Source organism: Lachnoclostridium sp. (assembly GCF_031997925.1).
In the GTDB taxonomy this organism is placed as follows: Bacteria; Bacillota; Clostridia; order Lachnospirales; family Lachnospiraceae; genus Lachnoclostridium.
On the sequence record NZ_DAMADT010000002.1, the window covers coordinates 300,242 to 305,070 of the forward strand.

Genomic DNA, 4,829 nt, shown 5'->3' on the forward strand with positions numbered 1-4,829 from the left:
CATATGAGCACCTCGCCCTCTGCACCCATAAGCCGCAGCAGTTGCATGGCGCTCAGCAGCAGAATTATCCAAAGGAGCTGGTGCGTATATGTGGACCTCCGGTAACCTTAAAAAAACAAATACGAATCTGGAACCAGGAACCCTATTTTACATTCCAACCTCTACCTCGTAAGTTTGTATTCTACTTTAGGTGGCACTTCGGGATAAACTTTTCGCTCAATCAAGCCATCTTGTTCGGATTGGGGAAAATGTTTGGATTTCAATTCAAAGAAAATTTCCAGTATCCATATATTTCAAAAAGCATCTCGGAATTTTGGCAGAGGTGGCATATCTCTCTAGGATCATGGTTTAAGGAATATGTATATATTCCTCTTGGCGGGAACCGAGTCGGTAAGTGGAAGCTGATACGGAATCTGTTCATCGTATGGTTTCTCACAGGACTTTGGCATGGAGCAAGCTGGAATTTTGTTTTGTGGGGGCTTTATTTTGGAACCTGAATTGATATCCTATTATCAGGATAGTAAGAGCATTGTTTTTTATAATCATCGCGGGATTATATTTTTATTCTCCAGCCACATCATTCAGCGATAGTCGATAGGGCATTAAATAATATGATGAAAAGCAATTGGTTTTCTATACTTAATATATAGAAGTGTACTTCACATTATATTTATAAGATTAAGTACAAATGAATGACGAATTTAAATTTACGGAGGAGACGGAATGGATATTCAGCAATTTTGGCGAGTGGTATTGAAGCAAGATAGAGAGGGCATTAGAGCATTTTTTCATGATAATGCATATGTAAATTGGCATTGTACAAATGAACATTTTACTGTAGATGAGTTTATTCAGGCAAACTGTGAATATCCTGGTGATTGGGATGGTGAGATTGAACGTGTTGATAATTTGAACGATTTAATGATAACAGTAACGCATGTTTTTCCTATAGATAAACCAATGTCATTTCATGTTGTATCTTTTATATCTATAGTAGAAGAAAAAATTATCTCAATTGATGAATATTGGTCAGATGATGGTAATGCGCCATCTTGGAGACAAGAAATGAATATTGGAATAGCAATAAAGTGAATTTCAAGCTATGTACAAATTTGAATTTGTCAAGTAAGTAGCTGACAGAATAAATACAGATATTAGGAGAAAAATCGCATGGAGAATATTGAAATAATCCCTTTAGTGGGAATAAACTTTAATGATAAAATAATAGCCCTATCGTCTTCGCGCGAAAATGTAGAAAGTCTACTAGGAGCACCTTATGGAATACGGGAAAAATCATTGTACTATTTTAATAATGATTTACGATTTGATTTTGACGAAAATGGGAAAGTAGAGTTTATTGAGTTTTTATCTGGAATTGACGGAAAAATTCAACCCAAGATATATGGGGTTTATGCGTTCCAAGTTGAAGCGGACGATTTATATAATATCCTTAACAAAAAAAATAGCGGTGATATTGATGATAGTGAAAACGGATATTCATATGGGTTTTTAAATGTTAGTGTTGGTGTGTTCAGAAATGCTATTCCGACAGGTGTTGTTGGGATGATTGAAGAAGCAGTTGAGGACGGAGAGCCAATGAATACAAATGATATTGAATATGAAATGAGAAAAGCAAATCATTGGGCTACTATTGGCATCGGTATTGAAAATTATTACAGATAGTTTCCAATTTGCAGGGGGCTAACTTCCATTATATTTATAACTGATATTTTTGTTAATTATATGATTGTATCTGATTTAACAAGAAAAGCCGAGGCACAGCTCTCGGCTTTTGCTTTACCTAGACAATTTCAAAATCCATTTAGGAGGGAAAAAGGCTGTATGACAAACATATAGCTTAATGTCTATCCCTTAAATTCTTTATCGACTCCCGTAGCCAAATAAATATGTTGTCTGTTTTTATTGAGTGTCTTCGTCGCTTTTGTACTCCAAAATATCACCCGGCTGACAATCCAAAGTCTTACATATCGCTTCTAATGTTGAAAAACGAACCGCTTTTGCTTTTCCATTTTTCAGAATGGAAAGATTAGCCATAGTAATTCCAACCCTCTCCGATAGTTCTGTTACGCTCATTTTCCTTTTTGCCAACATCACATCAACATTGATGATAATCGCCATGATATTCACCTCAAATCGTTAAATCATTTTCTGATTTTATATTAATAGCTTCTTGCAAAAGCCTTTGGAGAACAGCAGCAAAAACAGCGATCACCATAGAGGCGAAAACAATGACCAATACGATTGGTATGATACTTGGAGGGTCAACTTTTTTCGCCATGAGATAGTAGAGTGGCATACCTAGCAGGTACAAGGTACTGATCGTGATGGCACAGTATTTTATATTCTTTAAAGCCTTTACCGATAATTCCGAGAACGCTTGGTTTTTATCAATATAGCTTAAAAGTTTAAAAGCTTGAAACAGAGTAAAGTAAAAAGGTATCGCTGCTGCGTACATATCGATTAAAACGAGAGATTTCATATAAGCAAGATCTGGATACAATTCTCCAGCAAAATTCCCAATCTTAGGTACCAAAAATATGCACAATGCAAGAACTGGGATTCCTATAAAAATAACAGCTAGCTTTAAAAAGCGTGTCGAAACTTGTTTCATAATAACCTCACTAATTGAATTTTATCAAAACGTTAATCATTTTCTGGGTTTGTATCTAGAAAATTTTTTAATAGTTTTTGAAGCACGTCCACAATAGCGGTGATGATACTTGTTGCTAAAATACTCATTAGACTTAATGATATAGGACCTGCTGGATCATCTCCTGAGGCTTTAGCAATTACCTTTAAGGTTACTATCCCTAACACGAAGATGATGATGATTGTTAAACCACATTTCTTTATGACCTTCAAAGATTTAAGTGATAACTCGGAGAAAGCATTGTTCCTTTGAATATAGGTTAATAGTTTAAAAGCTTGATACAATGCGATTGAAAACGCAATACAGCATCCATACGCATATCCTAATAATGGATATAGCGAGTAGTCCCCTGGATGTGCTTTTGGTTCTCTAATGGCTAACCCAGGTAACCAATAGATACACAAAGCAAGTACCGCAATTCCAATCAGAAAAATAACTACCTTTAAGTAAGTGGCTGAACCTTGTTTAATATTCATTTAAGCACCTCACTAATTTAATGATATAATGATTTTAACACATAATTTATCGTTTTACAATAAATTAATATCGTTTAACATTAAGATTATTGGCATTGTGGTTGCAGTAGTGACTATTTTAGCTCAATAGTCGTGGGACGCAGGACCTACAATGAAAAACTAGCATGACAAAAATTTCATATGTTATTTTTCTAGTTTTTTATTGACAAAATATATTGTCTTTGCATATAATACTTGTATATCATACTAATCATATATGAATATAGTCTATATAAAAACAGGAGGTAACATTTATGAAAAGAAAATTTAAATTAATGCAAAAAAATTACAACAAGGATAGTTTCATGTGTTGCTCCTGTTGCTGTTGTTGTACTTCTTAAACTATAAAACAACATTAAAATTAGAAGGAGACAAACATGAATATAGACTTTTTAGCATTAGGTGCATTAGGAGCAGCCATTGTTTTAATTGGTGCGTTAGTATTTTTAAGAAAAAAGAATGTAGATTTCGGACTTAGAACGATTATAGCTTTAATTTTTGGATTAGGATTAGGAATAGTCTTTTCAGGCCATACCAATTATGTGCAGCTTATTGGAGCTGTATATGCAAATGTAATTTCTGCATTTGTAGTACCACTTTTATTTTTTAGTGTTATTTCAAGTATTTCACAGCTGGAGAATATACACAAGCTGAAAAAGATAGGCGTTAAGAGTATTGGATTACTAACATCAACCACATTTATTGCATCAACCATAACAATAATAGTATCATTAGCTTTAGGTGTTGGAAAAAATGCTTTAATTACTCTTCCAACTGATTATCAAGCTAAAGAAGTGCCAGCAATAACACAGGTAATTGTTGATTTATTCCCAAAGAACTTTTTTGCGCAAGCATCAACTAATACAATTGTACCAGTTATAATATTTTCTTTATTTATTGGTATAGCTGTAGTTGCACTTTCCACAAAAGATCCAGAGGGTGTAAAACCATTTAAAGATTTTGTTGATTCTACTTCCAAGGTTATTAATACAGTTATTTCATTTATTATTGAATTTACCCCATATGCAGTATTAGCCTTAGTGGCCAATGCAGTTTCCAATAATGGAGCAGACAAATTATTACCTCTATTGCCGGTATTACTTATAGCGTATCTGTTGTGCTTTATTCAAACCTTTGGTGTAAATAGTATTCTTATTGGAGCAGTGGCTAAGTTAAATCCTATCAAATTTTTTAAACACATTTGGCCTGCACAGGTAATTGCATTCACTACACAAAGTAGTGTGGGTACAATACCGGCAACAGAGAAATGTCTGAAAAACGCTGGTGTATCAGACAGTATTTCTTCTTTTGTTGTTCCATTAGGAGCTAATATTGGAATGCCTGGTTGTGCAGGGATTTGGCCTACTTTATTAGCAGTCTTTGCAATACAAGGGTTAAACATTGAGTATTCCATCGGACAATATGTTATTCTAATATTGATAGCAACTTTAGTCAGCATTGGTACAGTTGGTGTTCCAGGAACGTCAACTATTACCGCAACTGCAGTATTTGCTGCTGCAGGACTTCCAATTGAAATTATTGTATTATTAACACCAATCAGCTCTATTGTCGATATGGCTCGAACAGCGACTAATATAAGTGCAGCTGCAACAAGTGCATTAATTGTTGCAAAAAGTGAAAAT

General features: G+C 34.3%; 7 protein-coding genes. 4 read left to right on the forward strand and 3 right to left on the reverse strand.

Annotated features, from left to right (window positions below; all coding sequences use genetic code 11):
* The 3 genes from RTP52_RS02915 to RTP52_RS02925 all read left to right on the forward strand — a co-directional run.
* A partial coding sequence (locus tag RTP52_RS02915) for an MBOAT family O-acyltransferase (protein ID WP_331660770.1) occupies nt 1-497 on the forward strand: 497 nt, incomplete at its 5' end.
* Between the two features lie 226 nt (nt 498-723).
* On the forward strand, nt 724-1,092 hold the full coding sequence (locus RTP52_RS02920) for a nuclear transport factor 2 family protein (protein WP_312106837.1): 369 nt from the start codon (nt 724-726) through the stop codon (nt 1,090-1,092).
* Nucleotides 1,093-1,170: 78 nt separating this feature from the next.
* On the forward strand, nt 1,171-1,683 hold the full coding sequence (locus RTP52_RS02925; RefSeq protein ID WP_312369139.1) for a hypothetical protein: 513 nt from the start codon (nt 1,171-1,173) through the stop codon (nt 1,681-1,683).
* A 237-nt stretch (nt 1,684-1,920) separates the two neighbouring features.
* Here RTP52_RS02925 and RTP52_RS02930 read toward each other — a convergent pair whose 3' ends face one another.
* From RTP52_RS02930 to RTP52_RS02940, 3 genes are read right to left on the reverse strand one after another with little or no spacing between them, the layout of a single operon-like run.
* On the reverse strand, nt 1,921-2,139 hold the full coding sequence (locus RTP52_RS02930) for a helix-turn-helix domain-containing protein (protein ID WP_028776701.1): 219 nt from the start codon (nt 2,137-2,139) through the stop codon (nt 1,921-1,923).
* A gap of 10 nt (nt 2,140-2,149) precedes the next feature.
* Nucleotides 2,150-2,632 carry a DUF2975 domain-containing protein gene (locus RTP52_RS02935; protein WP_312369141.1) on the reverse strand — a complete coding sequence of 161 codons (483 nt, stop codon included), beginning with the start codon at nt 2,630-2,632 and terminating at the stop codon, nt 2,150-2,152.
* Between the two features lie 32 nt (nt 2,633-2,664).
* Nucleotides 2,665-3,147 carry a DUF2975 domain-containing protein gene (locus RTP52_RS02940; RefSeq protein WP_312369143.1) on the reverse strand — a complete coding sequence of 161 codons (483 nt, stop codon included), beginning with the start codon at nt 3,145-3,147 and terminating at the stop codon, nt 2,665-2,667.
* Nucleotides 3,148-3,563: 416 nt separating this feature from the next.
* Here RTP52_RS02940 and RTP52_RS02945 point away from each other — a divergent pair.
* A partial coding sequence (locus RTP52_RS02945; protein WP_312369144.1) for a dicarboxylate/amino acid:cation symporter occupies nt 3,564-4,829 on the forward strand: 1,266 nt, incomplete at its 3' end.